Below are 15,359 nucleotides of genomic sequence, written 5' to 3'. Positions count from 1 at the left end.
CCACCTCCAGTATCGTCATGATACGTTATGATGGGGATAGGCGATGGGTGACAGTCCTTCTATTTATGAGATGAGCATTTGAATCCCCTGCCATCCGAAATAAAAACCAAAAACGATCAAAGACACACCTGCCGCTCCCGTCAGCCAGCGAAGCGCTTTTTCGTGGAGAAGATTTCTGAAAGTGCTTGCGGCAATCGCCATGCAGAAATCCCAGATCAAAATGCCGAGAAGAATGCCGGAGCTGTAAATCAAAAGCTGGTTCGCATCGAAGGATTCAGCGGTTTTGGCGAGAATGCTGCCGTATATGCCGAGCCAGAATAAAATGCTCAGCGGATTGGAAAGAGAAATAAAAAACCCCGCGCCGAATGTTTTGTAAAAAGCCGGTTTTCCTTTTCCGCTTCTGACGTTCATGGCTTCCCTTATATTTTTTAACGTTTCGACGCCCGTGTAGGTCAGCACGAAAAAACCGAAAAGCCACAAAAACGTCTTCACGAAAGGCGCCGTCAAAAATTGAGACAGCCCGAAATAGATCAGAATCATATACAGCCCGTCTGCCGCCATGGCGCCAAGACCGAAAATCCATGCATGCCAAAAGCCGTTCTTGATGCCTTTGTCAATCTGCGCCGCATTGACCGGGCCGACAGGTGCTGACAATGACAGCCCGAGAACGATGTAGCTTAAAAAGATGTTCATTGGCTTCCCCCTCATTCATGCAACTTGTACAAATTATTCATGAATGGGCCGGGCTATGATATATTATTTTAATTTCTCAAGCTCATCTTCCATTATGTCCGTCACTTTTTTGAGAAAATCGAATATCAGGTGCAGTTCTTCTTCTTTATATTGCCGGCAAAGGCTGATCGTGGACTGGGATAAGGAGCTGAACAATTGTTTCACGTTCGCTTTTCCCGCTGTCAGCGGCACAATGATCACCCGCCGTTTATCTTCAGGATCTTTTTTCCTCATGACATATCCCGCTTTTTCGAGCCGGTCAATGAGCGCCGTTACCGAACCTGTGCTGAGGCCGGTTTTTTTCCCAAGCTCGCCCGCGGTCATCGGGCCTGCTTCATTTAAAATATCAGCTGATTTCAAATCGGTCGGAAACAGACCGAGAGATTGAGCGGCCGCCTGATGAAACAGGATCGTCCTTGTGGCCATCTTCCGGAATAACTGTATCGCGGTTTCCTCCGTCTCGCTTCTGGTATTTCTTGTTGACAACTGACAGGCCTCCCTATAAAATCAATTTATCTTGACGATCAAGATAATTTTCGGCAAATCTATTATGATCATAGCAAATTTGATGATCAAAAGTAAGTATAGGAGGAAAAAGCATGGAACAAACAGCCGCGAAGGACGCCTCGACGAAGTTTGTCGTCATCGGCCTTTTGCTGGGCATTTTAATGTCGGCTATGGATAATACAATCGTTGCCACCGCGATGGGAAATATCGTGGCGGACCTCGGAAGTTTCGATAAGTTCGCATGGGTGACGGCATCATACATGGTAGCCGTAATGGCCGGTATGCCGATTTACGGCAAACTGTCCGATATGTACGGGCGGAAACGTTTCTTTTTATTCGGTCTCATTCTTTTCTTAATCGGATCGGCATTATGCGGAATCGCCCAAACAATGGACCAGCTCATTATTTACCGCGTTATTCAGGGAATCGGCGGAGGCGCGCTGATGCCGATCGCTTTCACCATCATTTTTGATTTATTTCCGCCTGAAAAACGCGGAAAAATGTCGGGGATGTTCGGCGCCGTTTTCGGCCTGTCCAGCGTTCTCGGGCCGCTTTTAGGCGCGCTTATTACCGACTCCATCAGCTGGCACTGGGTATTTTACATCAACGTGCCCATCGGCATTCTATCGTTATTTTTCATTCTTCGTTATTATAAAGAATCACTTGAGCACAAGAAACAGAAAATCGACTGGGCCGGCGCGATTACGCTGGTGGTTTCCATTGTCGGTCTGATGTTCGCTCTTGAGCTCGGCGGAAAAACGTATGATTGGGACTCCGTTCAGATCATCGGTCTGTTCGCTGTGTTCGCCGTGTTCTTTATCGCCTTTTTCATTGTAGAAAGAAAAGCGGAAGAACCGATTATTTCTTTTTGGATGTTTAAAAACCGTTTATTTGCCACGGCACAGATTCTTGCTTTCCTTTACGGAGCCACATTTGTGATTTTAGCGGTATTTATCCCGATTTTCGTTCAAGCTGTATACGGCAGCACCGCGACGAGCGCGGGCTTTATTTTGACGCCGATGATGATCGGTTCTGTTATCGGAAGTATGATCGGCGGAATTTTCCAGACGAAAGTACGGTTCCGTAATTTGATGCTGATCTCCGTGATCGCTTTCTTTATCGGAATGCTGCTGCTTTCCAATATGACTCCGGATACGGCGCGCACGATGCTGACGGTATTCATGCTGATCTCAGGGTTCGGCGTCGGCTTCAACTTCTCACTGCTGCCGGCCGCGTCCATGAACGATCTCGAGCCGCGCTACCGCGGGAGCGCCAACTCAACAAACTCGTTTTTGAGATCATTCGGCATGACGCTCGGTGTGACGATTTTCGGAACCATCCAGACGAATGTGTTTACCAACAAGCTGACCGATTCATTCAGCGGCATGAAAGGAGCGGGCGGCGCGATGCAGAATATCGGAAATCCTCAGGACATTTTCCAGGCCGGCACGCGCGCTCATATTCCGCCGCACATTCTGGACCAAATTATTGACGCAATGTCGCAGAGCATCACGTATGTATTCACGCTTGCTCTGGCGCCGATCGTCATCGCAGCCATCACCATTTTGTTTATGGGAAAAGCGAGAGTAAAAACCTCTCAGGAAATGGCGAAAAAAGCGAATTAAAAAAAGCAGTACATGGCATTTGCCATGTACTGCTTTTTTGTTTACTCCGCGAAATGCGGAGCGAGAATGTCTTTCAGCACGTTTGCGCTATGGCTGAATTGACGCTGTTCTGTTTCGTTCAGTTCGAGTTCCGTCACACCGGCGATGCCGTTCCGATTGACGACGGCCGGAATGCCGATAAAGACGTCGTTTACACCGTATTGCCCGTCCAGATATGTGCTGACGGTTAAAATACTGTTTTCATTACGCAATATCGCTTTTGTGATGCGGGCGAGGCTCATCGCCACTCCGTAATATGTCGCGCCTTTTTTCTCAATAATATGATAGGCGGCGTTTTTCACATCGTCCACGATCTGATCCAGCTCGTCCTGTTTGTAAGCTGCATTTTTCTCCAGCAATTGCTGCACCGGCACTCCGCCAATATTGGCGTGACTCCATACAGGAAGCTCGGTATCGCCGTGCTCGCCGATAATGTGGGCATGTACGTTTTGCGGAGCGGCTCCGAAATATTCACTCAGCATATAACGGAATCTCGCAGAATCCAGTGTCGTGCCGCTGCCGATGACGCGTTCTTTCGGCAGACCGCTGAATTTCCATGTCGCATAAGTGAGAATGTCGACCGGGTTTGTGGCAACGAGGAAGATGCCGTCAAATCCGCTTGCCATGACTTCACCGACAATGCCTTTGAAAATGGCGAGATTTTTTTCGACCAGCTCAAGTCTCGTTTCGCCCGGCTTTTGGTTGGCTCCGGCACAGATGCACACGATATCGGCATCCTTGCAATCTTCATACGTTCCGTAAGACGTTTTCACCGGATGAGGCGCAAATGCCTTTCCGTGATTTAAATCCATGACATCTCCCATGGCTTTTTCTTTATTTAGATCAATGATCACAAGCTCATCTGTGATCCCTTGGTTAATTAACGCAAATGCATAACTGCTTCCAACAAAACCTGCTCCGATTAATGCTACTTTGTTCACTCGTTCGTTCATCATGTATGCTTATCCTCCAGTGTTTCGTGGTGTCTGTTTTTATTGTGAAGTATTTCACATTTATATTGTGCACTATTTCACAAACTTTTGCAAGAGAAAAGTTTTGTCTTGAAAACCCCCCAGATTTTTGACAGAATCCTAAAACGGTTGGGTTTTAGGATTCTGTCATCTTTTCAGCTTGATTAAATCATTGAAGGCGGCGCTTAGTAGGCATTCTGAGAAATCCTGATTTCTCTATTCATTAATGCCGAAGATAGCCATTCAAACCAGAATTGTTATACAAACCATTCTTCACATAATCAAAGCCGGGCTGGTTCTGTCCGGGCACTTGGGCGCTGCCATTGTTAAAAATCACTTTGGCGTTGGCCGTATCCGCATTCTCAGGCAGCGTCAGCGTGTAAATTCCATCTGCATTCTTAGTCATGGCTTTCCCCGGCCACGATCCGGTTAATTCTATGGCCCTGCCTCCATCATGTTTATAGATATAAGCATTTACCTGGCCCCAATGGTCCGGATTCTGATAGCCAATGATGTTGGCTTGAGACGGGTCTTTTTTGACAAACGTGTATTCTTGGGTTCTTGCTGCACCCTCGCTGTTCGTTCCGGTTAACTTGATGTCGTATGCCGTGCCGATTGGATCTCCTTTTCCGATCGTCAATCGGTCCCCGTCCTTAAACACCGTCTGCTGCCCATTATTGATCTGATAAACGGCTTTTGTTGTTTTCGCATTTGCACGCAGGGTGACCGTCAGCTGATCGTTGAAAGAATGGACTGTCCCCGTTTGATAATTCTCAAGGAAGACATGAGGCGCATTTCCGATATCGTCAGGATAAAGAACAGCAACGGATCTGGCATTGATCGTGCCTGTCAGTTTACCGTTCGTCACTTGAAATGAACCGGTGCCGGCTCTATTATCATACCTGCCGTCAGGTAATTTCGTTGAAGTATTGACGGCAACGGCAGACGATCCTGCATTTGCCAGCACAACGCCTTTTGAGCCGCGCTGATTCATAAAGATTTGATTGTTTCCATTCGGATTCGAGAGTTCCTCAGGCTGCCCGGCCATTACATTGTGAAAGATATTGACCGCAGTGATCGCTTGATCTTTAAATAAGGCACTCCCGCGATCGCCTATTTGACTTTTTCCGGGAAATCTTACACCATTTCCTCCGCCCTCAGGTCTGGAAAAGAAAAGAGGTGTACTTCCTGAGCGGGAACCGATCACTGCCCAGCCTAAACGGATATCGTCATCGCTCATCCATGTAGACTCTTCCTCATCATTGGCATACGTATCATGTGATTCCACCCATGTGACCAATTTGTCCGCAGACACATCAGATGCATAATGGGAAATATTCGACACACTCAGATTGCGGTTCTTCAAGGCGGACCTGATGGAATGTCCATAGTTTGAAGCGGTCACATTCATATAATTCGCATAAGCAGTATCTCTGGACGCGCTGTCTTGCAGGATTTCTCCGTATTGGAATTCCGCCGCTGTATTTGTGATATTCGGCCAAAATCGGCTGCCGTAATTCCCGTCATCCGGAAGCTCTATATGCTTGGCGGCATCATAGCGGAATCCGTCCGCTCCGTCATTCAATGCTCTTTCCAAGAAGCGTTTCAGATAGGTTTGCACCTCAGTATTTTGAGTATTCCAATCATACAGCCCGAGCAACGAATTCTGCGTGACATCCCATCGATCAGACCAGTTTTTAATTTGTGTGTTTCCATGGGTCCAATTTGGAATACGCTTAATCTCGTCAGAAATCGCGCCATAATCACTGGTCGTATGATTGATGACCGCATCGACAATGACTTTTACGCCATATTTTTCTGCGGCTGCGCACATGTCCTTAAACTCTTGTTCAGTTCCTAAGTAACGGTTGCCGATTTGGTACGATGTCGGCTGATACAGCCAGTACCAATTCCTCATGCTCTTATCTCCTTGGTTCCCTTCCTTTACTTGGTTAATCGGAGACGTCTGAATGGCTGCATAGCCTGCATCACGAATATCTTTCATATTTTGTGTTAACGTATTGAACGACCAATTCCAGGCATGAAGGATGGTTCCGCTTTTGACTGAAGATGCGGTCACCTCATTTGATTTGTCTGCGGTTTCAGCGTTTGCAGCCGCAGGCCCTGACAACACCAAGTGAAACAGCAATAAAAATCCGGCGAATAACGGCAGTAAAGAGGTTTTGAATCGTTTTTCAAACATTTTTGACACTCCTTATTTGATTTTTTGAAGACTGACTGCGGAGTCAAAAATTCCTCTTACCCTTTCTTCAGCTTCCTCCTTTCGAATGTTGTGAAGACTGGAGAATTTTGTTAACGCTTTCATTTCAACTTATCACACACTCTCTATCAAAGCAACGTATCAGAGTGAAATCAAATCTATATTCCTATCAGATCAACAAAAAAAGAAACCACCTATCAAGATGATTTCTTTTTCACTTCTTTTATCGCTCTTCTGTAAGACAGCTTCACAATGACATACCGAAGCAAAAACAGAACGCCTCCGCAGACGATAAAAAGAAAGATCATTTTCAGCCAAGCAAAGAATGTATGGGGCAGCCCCCTGTCGTACATCGTAAGCGCAGCTGCCGCAAAAGCAACCGCAATTGAATCGATCCGCTGCTGCTTCACTCGTTTTCGCAGTTCTTCCTTGGTGTCTATTCTCGGCATGAGCATTCCCGCCGCTCCTGCTCTGATACAATAATAAACAATTATAATGAAGAAAACCGCCAAGCTTCCGGCCCATTCCCTAAACGGACAGTTCAGGACAAGCCCGCGTACAATGATATCAAGCAAAGACAATGTGCCCACAAGCATTCCGACTTCTGACCAAATCATTCGTTCTTTCTCTTTCACACTCTCACTCTTTCCATTCACGTTTGAAAGTCGGTTCCGATGCTGATTCATGACTTCCTCCCGTACTTTTAAGAATGGCTTACAACTCCCATTATATCTTGCCGATTCATAATGATAAACCGAAATATCATTGACAAAAACGTTTAATAAGGACCCCATTTGATCAAAACGCCTATGCAGATAAACACCAGGCCGATCACAAACCAGATCAGCGCCAGCGGAACCATAAAGCGCAGCCACTTTACGTACGGAATACCGCTTGCGGCCAGTACGGCCATCAATACGCCCGATGTCGGATTGACACAGTTTACAACGCCTTCTCCGAGCATGACCGCTTCAACCGCCACCTGTCTCGTGATGCCCATCAGATCGGCAAGCGGAGCCAAAATCGGTATAAATACAACCGCCTCCCCCGATCCTGATGAAATCAGAAAATGAAGCAGAGCACTGGAAATATACATTCCGATTACGCCTGCCATCGGGCTGAAACCGTGGAGCAGTGACGCAAGTCCATTGACTACCGTATCAAGCAGCTTTCCGTGTTCCAGGATAACGGAAATGCTTCTCGCCATTCCGACGATCAGCGCGCCGTAAACGAGACCTTGGCAGCCTGTGATAAACGTTTTTGCGATATCATTTGCCGCCATCCCCGCAATCAGTCCGGAGACGATCGAGATGAAAATGAACACGGCGGCCATTTCTGAATCAGACCAGCCAAGGGTTAGCGCACCGTACAAAAAGCCGGCAAGCGACAAAGCCGCAACAGCCAGAATCAATTTATGACGGACGGTAAACGGGACATGCTTGTCCTCCTGATCAGAAACCTGCCGGATTGAGCCTGCCGCCGGAAACCAATCGTTCCCCAGCAGACTGGCGTCCTTTGCTTTTCTGAGTCTTCTCGTATACCGATAAATATATAAAATAGATGATAGCAGAAAACAAATGTAGACGGCAATCCTCAGGCCGATGCCGGAAAACATCGGCAGCTCCGCGATGCTTTGTGATAACCCAAGCGGTGAAGGTGATAGAATCGTCGCGTTAAATCCCGCATAACAGCCGATATAAATGACGGCTGCTCCGGCCACGGCATCCCATTTCAGCGAACGGGCGACGATCAGGCCGATCGGAATAAAACCGATCACGGAATTGACGACGATGCCGGTTGTGCCGAGAATCGAAAATAGAGATCCGACAATCGCAATAAACACCAGCTGTTTTGTGCGGAACGTACTGATCACGTTATTAATCAATCCATTGATGGCGCCCGTTTTCTCTAAAATCGCAATGGTGCCGCCCGTAAACAGGATCAGAAAGATAATCGGTGCGGAACTTGTCATCCCTTCCTGAATCGCGGTAAAAAAGGCGATCGGGCTGACCGGGGACTGATCCAGAGAATGATAACTTCCAGGGACGGCAGACGTCACACTGCCCCTTGTCACCCTGTCGAATTCTCCAGCGGGAACGATGTACGACGCTATCGCGCAAAGTAAAGCGACAATGAACAGCAGCACATAAGCATCGGGCATGACAAACATTTTTTTCTTTTTCAATATAGGTTCGGTCTTCGGCACAGCCATAACATCACCATCCCGCTTTAAATTTATAAACTATTCAGAAAATACAGATATGTGCTATATTATATACAGACCGATTGCCTGTTTTCAATATCAAAATAAAAAACAGACAGCTTTTGAAGGAGGACTTACGGCATGAACAGACTCACAGAGCATGACAAACAAGTCATTATGGATATTTTTAACCACCTGCACGCCCATCCCGAAGTAAGCTGGAAAGAATATCAAACGACTGAATATCTGGCCGAAAAACTGAAAGCGGCCGGCTGCCGGACCCGCACGTTTGATGATTGTACCGGAGTTGTCGGCGAAATCGGAGAAGGCTCCCCCGTTGTGGCTGTCCGGGCGGATATTGACGCGCTGTGGCAGGAAGTGGACGGTGTTTTTCAGGCGAACCATTCATGCGGACATGATTCACATATGACGATGGCGCTCGGCACGATGATGCTTTTAAAGAGTCAGCCGAAGCTTCCGAAGGGAACCATCCGCTTTATTTTTCAGCCGGCAGAAGAAAAAGGCGGCGGGGCGCTGAAAATGATTGAAAAAGGCGTGCTTGATGATGTTGACTACTTATACGGCGTGCACGTACGCCCCGTACAGGAAACGGCAAACGGCCGATGCGCCCCCTCCATTCTGCATGGCTCAAGCCAGCATATTGAAGGCCTGATTATCGGAGAAGAAGCCCACGGCGCGAGGCCTCATCTCGGGCTTAACAGTATTGAAATCGCCGCCCTTCTCGTGCAGAAACTCAGCTTCATTCATCTCGATCCCGGCATTCCGCATTCGGTGAAGATGACAAAGCTTCAGGCAGGCGGAGAGAGTTCCAATATCATTCCGGGAAAAGCCTCCTTCAGCCTTGATCTCCGCGCGCAAACCAATGCCGCCATGGAGAAATTAACCGCCGAAACCGAAAGAGCCTGCGAGGCGGCAGCTGCTGCATTCGGCGCAAAAATCGAACTGCAAAAAGAACACAGCCTCCCGGCAGCTGAGCGAAACAAAGAAGCAGAAGCCATCATGGCGTCTGCGATAAGCGGCATTCTCGGAGAAGAACATGTGGATGAGCCTCTCGTGACAACCGGAGGAGAGGATTTTCATTTCTACGGACTGAAGGTGCCGAACTTGAAAACGACGATGCTCGGCCTCGGGTGCGGACTTCAGCCGGGGCTTCACCATCCTCATATGACTTTTGACCGAAGCGCCATCTTTACAGGTGTTGAGATATTAACAGCCGCCGTCCTCGCATCGTTTGAAGCATAAAAAAAGCAGCCCGTCACAGGGCTGCTTTTCTTCGTTATTTCTTCAAGTCTTCAATTGAATTGACGTTTTTCATATACTGAGGAACGACCAGACCCATCTTGACGCCTGTCAGACTCGTTCCCACATCTTCATATTTGCCTTTATATTTAGACGCATATGCTTTATGAGTGTTCGGAAGCCAAGCAGACAGTGACGCATCCGCGCTGCCTGTCGCAATCGCAGTCCACATCGGGCCTGCCTCCACCTGCGTCAGCTTCACGTCATAGCCGAGGTCTTGAAATACTTTTCCGACCACGTTCGTACTTGCGATTTCACTGTCCCACGCCACATAAGCCAGGTTGATTTTATCACCTTTTACTTTATGAGCGCCTTTTGTCCATTGAGCTACTTGATCTTTATGTTTTTTCACATATTCAGCAGCGGCTTTGGCCGGCTTTTCGCCTTCTTCAACGGCAATCATGACTTCTCCCATATCGTCCTGCGTCCAGTTAAACTGGCTGAGAACCTTGGCCGCGTTAGGCTGTTCCTTACTGAAGCCGGTTCTTGTAATCGTATGAATCTGCTCGGCAGTTCCGTACGTTTTTTTCGGATCATCGAGGAACTTCAGCTTATATCTGGAGAACATCCAGTGCGGCGTCCAGCCCGTTACGATGATCGGCTTTTTCCGGTCATATGATTTTTTCAATGTCGCCGTCATAGCGGCGCTTGATGCCGTGACGACATTCCAGTCTTTCAATCCGTAATCCTTCACGGCCTCATCCGTCAGGGCCATGATTCCCGAGCCCGGATCAATGCCGATAATGGTTTTGTTCACCTGATCCGCAGCCGTTGCCTGACCATCAGTCTGCGAACCGCAGGCAGCCAAAGAAAGAGCCAGCGCAGCGGTAACGCCGACACCGATGATTTTCTTAAGCATCAGGCATTCCCCCTGCTCTTTTTCTTCACTTTAATGTTTTGCGTGATACGGTCGAGTGTAATCGCTACGATGACGATCGCGATACCCGCTTCCACTCCGACACCGGTTTTCAATTGTGTCACGGCGCTGTATACTTCAGAACCGAGACCCGGCGCTCCGACCATGGCCGCGATAACGACCATTGACAAAGCAAGCATGATGCTTTGGTTAATACCGGCAAGAATGGTTTTTGTGGCAAGCGGAAGCTGAACCTTGAACAGACGCTGAGACGTCGTTGAACCGAATGCTTCCGTCGCTTCAATCAGATCAGCCGGAACTTGTTTAATACCGAGAACTGTCATGCGGATCGTCGGAGGCATCGCGAAAATAACAGATGCCACAACGCCTGGCACAACCCCGATATTAAAGAAGAAAATGGCAGGCAGCAGGTATACGAAAGCCGGCATGGTCTGCATTAAATCCAAAATCGGTGTGACAATGCGGCGGACCGTTTCTTTCTGAGACGCCCATATGCCGATCGGAACCCCGATAATAATGGAAATCAAAACAGATGTGACGACAAGCGCCAGCGTTTGCAGCATCGGCGACCAATAACCCAAATAATCAATAACAAGGAATCCGATTAACGTAAAGAGTGCAATTCCTCTCGTACTGATCCACCAAGCGAGAGCTGCAAAAATAACAGTCAGTAAAATAGACGGGATGAAACCCAAACCGCTCACAATCGCGTTTACGAAAGCGGCCAAACCGTTTGAGATTCCGTCAAAGAAACCTCCGAACGTCATGGTAAGCCAGTCAACAAACCGGTCAACGATATCTGCTAACGGAATTCTAGGCAATCTGTCCATTTACTTCACCCCCTGAACAGAAGAATCCTGAGCTTGTTCAGCAGAATCTTCAACATTTATATATTCGTTATTGCCTGAAAGCGCGCCGATTAATGCGCCTTTTACGACAATGCCTTTCATACGGTCCTTATCATCCGTGACGGCGATCGGAATATTCGCATCAGACACGACATCGAAAATTTCCGTCAAGTAGGTGCTTTCGTGCACAGTCGTAAATTCAGTATTTAAAATATCCTGAAGCGATAAGTCGGATTCCACCGCTTTTTTCGCATCCGCCGCATGAATGACGCCGAGAAGCTGTTTTTGTTTATCAACGGCGTAAATAGAAGAAATACCTAAGTTCTTCATCAGCTGCAGCGCTACACGAGGCCCTTTGTCAATCCGCACAGTTTCAGCGCGCTTCATGATATGGCCCGCTGTCAGAACTTTTGATAAATCAACATCTTCAACGAATTTTTCAACGTATTCATTGGACGGGCTCATCAGAATTTCTTCAGGTGTCCCGATCTGAACGATATTACCGTCTTTCATCAGCACGATTCTGTCGCCGATGCGCAATGCTTCATCAAGGTCATGCGTGATGAAGATGATCGTTTTGCCGACAGAGTCATGAAGGTCTAAAAGCTCATCCTGCATATCTTTACGGATCAGCGGATCAAGCGCACTGAAAGCTTCATCCATCAGAAGAATGTCAGGATCATTCGTTAATGCGCGGGCAAGGCCGACACGCTGCTGCATTCCTCCGCTGAGCTGATCGGGGAATTGGTGTTCAAAGCCTTCAAGACCGACAAGCTTAAGCGAATCAAGCGCTTTTTGCTCACGCTCTTTTTTGTCAACGCCTTGAAGCTCCAAACCGTATTCCGTATTTTCAAGAATCGTTCTGTGCGGAAACAGCGCAAATTTTTGAAAGACCATGCTGATTTTTTTCCGGCGCACTTCCCGGAGTTGGTCTTTTGACATATTTGTTATCATGTCACCATCAATATAGATATTCCCGGCAGTCGGTTCAATAAGCCGGTTTAACAGCCGAACTAAAGTTGATTTACCGCTCCCCGATAGACCCATGATGACAAATATCTCCCCATCATAAACATCAAAGTTTGCTTGATTGACACCAACGGTTGATCCGGTAGCTTTCAGGATCTCTTTTTTGTTTTTTCCGCTGGACAGCATCTGAATGGCTTTTTTTGTCTGTTTTCCGAAAACTTTAGATACGTTTTCGACTTTTATCTTAATTGGTTTCTCATCTACACTCATATTTTCCCTCCATAATAAGCAATCCTTAATACCGTAACACGTTTGTAATAAGTCAAACAAACATCATAATCCCTGTTATTTTGTATCATTACTTTAAAAACATCCATGTGTCTGATTTTCCTCTGGTATGCTTCTAAATACTCTCTAATCCTCCTTAATGAGGATAAATTACAAAGGAAACCGGGCTTTTATCAGGCTTGAGAACGTTTCCATCGAATCTGCTGCAAACTGATTTCCTATCCTTTTTTTACAATTACAAGAAATTCTTTGCGACATTGTCCTAGTTAAAGGAGTTTCCTCCTCCTAAAAATAAGGAATATCAAGGAAAAATATAGGTCTCCAAAAAAAAGCACCCCAAAAGGGTGCTCATTGCGCAAGCTCTGTCTGTTTCGTTTCTTTACCGCGAATAAGAATGGTGATGACGGCAATCAGAATGGCCGCACAAAAGACGGCAAAAATAGCTGTGAACGAAACGTTCCGGGCTGCAAGCGATCCGACGAGAAGCGGGCCGAAAATACCGCCGATTCTGCCGACGGCCGCCGTTGTCCCGGAGCCGGTCGCACGGATCGCCGCAGGATACTGCTCCGGTGTATAGGCGTAAAGCACGCCCCACGCGCCGAGATTGAAGAAGGACAGCAGCATGCCGGCCGCCAATAACATACCCAATGAATCTGCGGCACCGAAGAAATAAGCGCTGCCCGCCGTTCCGAGCAAATAGATGACTAAGATGGTCTTCCGCCCCGCTTTTTCGATCAGCCATGCAGCGGAAAAATAGCCCGGAAGCTGAGCAAGTGTCATCAGCAGCACGTATTCAAAGCTCTCAATCATGCTGAAGCCTTTCATCAGCATCACGCTCGGCAGCCACAAAAACATGCCGTAATAGGAAAAGACGACGCAGAACCAAACGACAGACAGGAGCACCGTCGGCCGGATATACGGTTTCACCCAGACACTTCCCGCCTGGCCGCGTATACTTTTTTTCTGCGATAAAGCCTGATGCGCGGGTGATTCCGGAAGGCTTCTCCGCAAATACAGCGCATAAAACGCCGCCAGCGCCGTTAAGAGCAGCGCGGCCTGCCACCCGAATGCCGGTATGACAAAGTAAGAAATAACCGCCGCAAGAAGCCAGCCCGCCGCCCAAAAGCTCTCAAGCAGCACGATGATCCTCCCCCGCTTTTCAGGGGCGGACGCTTCTGACACGAGCGTCGAGGCGACAGGCAGCTCCCCGCCAAGCCCCATTCCGATCAGAAAACGCAATATGAGAAAAACCGTCAATCCCGTTGCGAAAGCGGATATGCCGCTTCCGACAGAAAAGAGCAACAGCGTGATCATAAACACTTTTTTCCGGCCGATCCTGTCAGCCAGCATTCCGAATACAAAGGCGCCCGCTGCCATACCGATTGAATTGACGCTTCCGATCCATTTCATTTGATCAGGCGTTAAATTCCAATCAGCGTGAAGCGCGGCGATAATAAACGATAAAATTCCGACATCCATTGCATCAAACAGCCAGCCCATTCCGGCGATGGCCAGAAGTTTGCGCGGAGTAACAGCAGGTTGTTTGTTCATAAGCAGCACCTCAAATCGAAAATGATTACCGTATAAGTTTACATCTGTCTTTACACATTGTCATTATCTTTTTCACAAAAAAATCCCGCTTGCCGTAAGCAAGCGGGGTGCAGATTAATTCTTTAAGACTGCGTTTTTAATATTATCCTGGAGCTGTTGAATCCGTTTCGCTCCGTCTTCTCTGATACGTCTGTTCTCTTCCTCGATCTGTTTTGTTTCCTGCATACCGCTGACAATCGTATTCCAAGACGTTTCGATCGTCTCAATGTCAATGCTCGGACGGCCTGCCATACGGGCGATCTCCACGCTTTGGTTTGAAATATTTTCAGCGTTGCGCTTCAGCATTTCATTCGTGCGTCGGTCCAGTTCGCTCATTGAATCAGCCACAAGCTTTTGGCGTTTGACGGTGACAGCCTGAATGATGCCGTTTTTGAAAATCGGAATCGTAATGACGAATGCGGAATTGATTTTCCCGATGAGCTTCGTGTTCCCGCGCTGAAGGAGGCGGATCTGCGGTGCCGTTTGCAGCGCCACCATCCGCGCCATATCTAAATCATACACACGTTCCTCAAGCGCTTGAAGCCCGTCGCGCAGCGTATCGAGCTGCATTTGCGCAAGCTGGTTCCCGCCGCCCGCTTTTTCTTCATAAGAAGGAATGAGCGCCTGCATTTCCTCAAGCTTCATCTGCCCGGCAACGACATATTTTTCAAGCTCCATGTAGTAGTTAATGTTGTTTTCGTACATCTCTTCAAGTGTATGGTTCGTCTTTGCCATTTCATCTTTGTATTTCGAAATTTCAACATGGATTTTTTCAATTTCTCCGCCCAGGGTGCGGTACTTCTGAAAAATCTTTTCAATCATGCTGTTGCCGCGTTTGAACATTTTAGCGAGGAATCCTTTTGGTTCATCGAAATCATTTTTGTCGAAACGGTCCATGATTTTTCCGAGCTGCGTCAGCATTGTGCCTGAATCTGTGACACTTGTTGTTTTCATCATATTTAAGATGCGGTCGGAAAACTTCGAGATCTCAACTGCCGGTTCTTTTCCGTACTCCAGCAGCTCCATTTGGTTTTTCACGTCAATCTGCTGCGCAATGCGCTGCACCTCAGGGTCTTGGCGCAGCTGCACTCTGATGTCATCTGCTTTTTGTTCAGAAATCTCTTCATTTTTATCAAGAACAAGCGGATTTTGATTTTCTGTCATGTTTA

General features: G+C 47.6%; 13 protein-coding genes. 2 read left to right on the top strand and 11 right to left on the bottom strand.

Annotated elements, in window-relative coordinates:
- Positions 1–63: 63 nt before the first annotated feature.
- Both AD710_RS09505 and AD710_RS09500 read right to left on the bottom strand, forming a co-directional pair.
- Complete coding sequence (locus tag AD710_RS09505) at positions 64–693, bottom strand: LysE family translocator (RefSeq protein WP_014469715.1); 630 nt, start codon at positions 691–693, stop codon at positions 64–66.
- A 63-nt stretch (positions 694–756) separates the two neighbouring features.
- Positions 757–1,218 carry a MarR family transcriptional regulator gene (locus AD710_RS09500; protein WP_016936822.1) on the bottom strand — a complete coding sequence of 154 codons (462 nt, stop codon included), beginning with the start codon at positions 1,216–1,218 and terminating at the stop codon, positions 757–759.
- A gap of 113 nt (positions 1,219–1,331) precedes the next feature.
- On the opposite strand from AD710_RS09500, the gene AD710_RS09495 reads away from it, so the two are divergent.
- Positions 1,332–2,864 carry an MDR family MFS transporter gene (locus AD710_RS09495; protein ID WP_049627854.1) on the top strand — a complete coding sequence of 511 codons (1,533 nt, stop codon included), beginning with the start codon at positions 1,332–1,334 and terminating at the stop codon, positions 2,862–2,864.
- Between the two features lie 41 nt (positions 2,865–2,905).
- Here the strand turns inward: AD710_RS09495 and AD710_RS09490 are convergent, their stop codons facing one another.
- The 4 genes from AD710_RS09490 to AD710_RS09475 form a co-directional block, all read right to left on the bottom strand.
- Positions 2,906–3,859 (bottom strand): L-lactate dehydrogenase, encoded by a 954-nt coding sequence (locus AD710_RS09490; RefSeq protein ID WP_049627853.1) that lies wholly within the window; start codon positions 3,857–3,859, stop codon positions 2,906–2,908.
- Positions 3,860–4,097: 238 nt separating this feature from the next.
- Positions 4,098–6,077 (bottom strand): alpha-amylase, encoded by a 1,980-nt coding sequence (gene amyE, locus AD710_RS09485; protein WP_049627852.1) that lies wholly within the window; start codon positions 6,075–6,077, stop codon positions 4,098–4,100.
- Positions 6,078–6,292: 215 nt separating this feature from the next.
- Positions 6,293–6,781, bottom strand: coding sequence for a DUF6773 family protein (locus AD710_RS09480; protein WP_016936826.1), 489 nt, complete (start codon positions 6,779–6,781; stop codon positions 6,293–6,295).
- A 92-nt stretch (positions 6,782–6,873) separates the two neighbouring features.
- Complete coding sequence (locus tag AD710_RS09475) at positions 6,874–8,307, bottom strand: YfcC family protein (RefSeq protein WP_049627851.1); 1,434 nt, start codon at positions 8,305–8,307, stop codon at positions 6,874–6,876.
- Positions 8,308–8,439: 132 nt separating this feature from the next.
- Here AD710_RS09475 and AD710_RS09470 point away from each other — a divergent pair, with 132 nt between their 5' ends.
- A complete protein-coding gene (locus tag AD710_RS09470) occupies positions 8,440–9,561 on the top strand; it encodes a M20 peptidase aminoacylase family protein (RefSeq protein ID WP_049627850.1) in 1,122 nt (373 codons plus the stop codon).
- Between the two features lie 34 nt (positions 9,562–9,595).
- Here AD710_RS09470 and AD710_RS09465 read toward each other — a convergent pair whose 3' ends face one another.
- From AD710_RS09465 to AD710_RS09445, 5 genes are all read right to left on the bottom strand, one after another.
- Positions 9,596–10,477 carry a glycine betaine ABC transporter substrate-binding protein gene (locus AD710_RS09465; RefSeq protein WP_049627849.1) on the bottom strand — a complete coding sequence of 294 codons (882 nt, stop codon included), beginning with the start codon at positions 10,475–10,477 and terminating at the stop codon, positions 9,596–9,598.
- Positions 10,477–11,325, bottom strand: a complete 849-nt coding sequence (gene opuAB / locus AD710_RS09460) for a glycine/proline betaine ABC transporter permease subunit OpuAB (RefSeq protein ID WP_003156639.1) — start codon at positions 11,323–11,325, stop codon at positions 10,477–10,479. The genes AD710_RS09465 and opuAB overlap by 1 nt, the downstream gene beginning before the upstream one ends.
- Positions 11,326–12,582: a glycine/proline betaine ABC transporter ATP-binding protein OpuAA gene (gene opuAA / locus AD710_RS09455; protein ID WP_049627848.1), complete on the bottom strand. Its 1,257-nt coding sequence runs from the start codon at positions 12,580–12,582 to the stop codon at positions 11,326–11,328.
- A gap of 366 nt (positions 12,583–12,948) precedes the next feature.
- Positions 12,949–14,151: an MFS transporter gene (locus AD710_RS09450; RefSeq protein WP_049627847.1), complete on the bottom strand. Its 1,203-nt coding sequence runs from the start codon at positions 14,149–14,151 to the stop codon at positions 12,949–12,951.
- 114 nt (positions 14,152–14,265) lie between these two features.
- Positions 14,266–15,354, bottom strand: a complete 1,089-nt coding sequence (locus AD710_RS09445; RefSeq protein WP_049627846.1) for a toxic anion resistance protein — start codon at positions 15,352–15,354, stop codon at positions 14,266–14,268.
- Positions 15,355–15,359 lie beyond the last annotated feature (5 nt).

Source organism: Bacillus sp. JFL15 (genome assembly GCF_001184225.1).
Classification (GTDB): Bacteria; Bacillota; Bacilli; order Bacillales; family Bacillaceae; genus Bacillus; species Bacillus siamensis.
Note: the sequence above shows the minus strand (reverse complement) of the source record. Positions and strands in the feature narration are given on the sequence as shown.